General features: G+C 58.8%; 1 protein-coding gene and 1 pseudogene. Both read right to left on the bottom strand.

From position 1 onward, the window contains the following. Positions 1–604 (bottom strand): annotated as a pseudogene (locus tag Q4E95_RS13000) (ATP/GTP-binding protein); the annotation flags it as partial. 547 nt (positions 605–1,151) lie between these two features. Then, positions 1,152–2,262: SCO6880 family protein (locus Q4E95_RS12995; protein WP_303383703.1), on the bottom strand; the 1,111-nt coding region annotated here is incomplete at its 5' end.

Raw genomic sequence — 2,262 nt, 5'->3', positions numbered from 1 at the left:
TCTGTCCCACGCCCCATGCACGGTTAAGCCGGGTCAGAGAGTTGACCTGATCCACCAAACCACGCCCCGCCGCTAACGTGTTCCACAACTCGTCCAGAACGACGAAGTACCGCGTGCGCTCAATCAAGCCGTCATCGGCCATGAGGTTCGATGCTGTAACCACACCGAATCCAGCAGACCAGCACGCCATAAGCGTTGCCGCGCGCAGGTCGTTATCCGATTGAGGAATTCGAGAGAGGTCAAAGACCAATGGCCGCGACGGATCAATCTGATCCGTCGATTGACCGGCGAACATATCGCCGAATGATCCGGCGCCGCACAAAGTGTTGAATGAGCTTTCAAGCCCTTCCGTTAGCGCGTCGTACTTTGCGTCATCACCACGGTCCAGGGCTACTTCCCGCACCCGATCAGGCCGCGATCTAAGCACGCGCAGCAAGTCTGCCATCTCCGGTGGCTTCTGGGCATCCTCGTCCTGGGCGTCCTCGAGAACGCTCAAGCAACGGTCGAGCATGTTGTGCTCACGTTCGTTCAACGGACTCTTACGTTGAATCGAGATGAGGGAGGCAACCAGTCCACGACGCCGGTCATGGATCTCTGCCAGCAATTCTTCCTTGCGGGCTGCCGACAGCTGGCGGGGGGGGGGGGGCGCCCCCCCCACATCCACCGCGGGAATTCTCCCGACACCACCACCCCCCACCCCGCCGGACCCCCGAGCAGACGAGTCATGGCAACGTGCTCACCCTTGATGTCTCCCAGGATCATCGGGTTCACCCCAAAGGCGCACAGCCCCATGCACATACGACGGATCAGTGAGGACTTACCTAATCCCGGGTTGGCCATCACAAAGGCCGAGGGATTCGAAATCAGGCGTAGCTTCATGAACCAGGAAATCGGGTCACAGCACACCGGTTCGCCCGTCATCACGTTCCGGCCAAGTGGCACACCCACAATGGGTGAGCCTCCGCCGAGGGGGAATGGATACAGGCCGCAAATCTGGTAGTTGGTGCCACGAATCTCTTGGTACGCATGCAGTGATTTGGCTTCTCCCAGGCCGCGCCCGACGTAGCCACGCGCACCAGCCTTCCGGACTTTTTTGACCGCAGTGCTTCCAAAGGTCTTCTTTTTCTGGGGGGATTTTGCTTTGGCGCTTCTCATGACAGGGCACTCCTTACAGATTTCGGTAGGGCCAGCATCTCCGGGACCACAAGGCCCAGCGGCAACCCCACTGCGAATGCTGAGTCTTGCGCTCCGTAGGCGGGTTCGATGCGGATGCGCGCGCCCACCGCGAGGTTGTCCATCATCGAATCGACCATCGCCCGGTTTCGTGGATCCTCAACCGTGGCGGTAACAATCAACGCGAAGTTCAGCAATCCAGCTCCTTCGGCTTCCTCCTCTTCCGTTGCCTTGGCTGCACGCATCTCCCGTGACTGGCGTGAGGACACACGATCACTGGAGGAACTGTTGAACGTTGCGGTGTTCAAGTCTTTTTCCACTAGCTGTGCAGCTGCCGCTGGATCAATCGGACGGTAAAGCAAGGTGATGCGCTTACGCATCAACTCGGAGTTCGGAGCAATCAGACTCTGAAGTACCCGTGATTGAACCGCAGAACGCGGGGGTACCGACATGGTCCAGGTCTTGGACCATGCGTTGTCGTGGTGATACCAGTCCCACTCCGCGTCATGTGCTTGGGGGCCAACTTCATTCCAGTTCAGCATGGGTGCTTTGCCTTGAGCATGGGCCTGATCAAAAAGCACCGCTTCATGAGGGTCATAAGCAACTCGCACGACTTCGCATAGCTCCTGTGCGGTCACGGGTTCAACCGCTCCCGCTCCGGTGTTTCCTAGACCCAGAGTGATATTCGGCAACCGAGAGGCCAAATCTGTAGCGACTTCTGCTTCTGAGCGGCTCTTGCCGCCAGACCGCAACGCGGCCTTGTACGTCAGACTCGTGTACGCCTTGGTGACGGTTGAACCTGAGGGCAGCATCTCGACTGCTTCCCGGATGACCTCCTGGGCGAACGCGGGGCTGTCTTCTTGGATCTCTGACTCGACTCTGCGTGCTAACCGGAATCCCGAATCTGGGGCGGTTTCGACCGTTACTGCCGCCTGGACGAGGCCAGGTTCGTCAGTGAGTTGCCCCAGCCACATTGAGTAACGGTCAACCCAGCGATTCACTTGATCTTGATCGACCATGCCGCCCGCGTCGGGTTCAGAACCAAGCACCGCGGTGTAGTAGTTCTTCTGAGGGATACGTACCATTGCA

The sequence above is a fragment of the Kocuria sp. genome, from assembly GCF_030536815.1.
GTDB classification, from domain to species: Bacteria; Actinomycetota; Actinomycetes; order Actinomycetales; family Micrococcaceae; genus Kocuria; species Kocuria gwangalliensis.
Note: the sequence above shows the minus strand (reverse complement) of the source record. Positions and strands in the feature narration are given on the sequence as shown.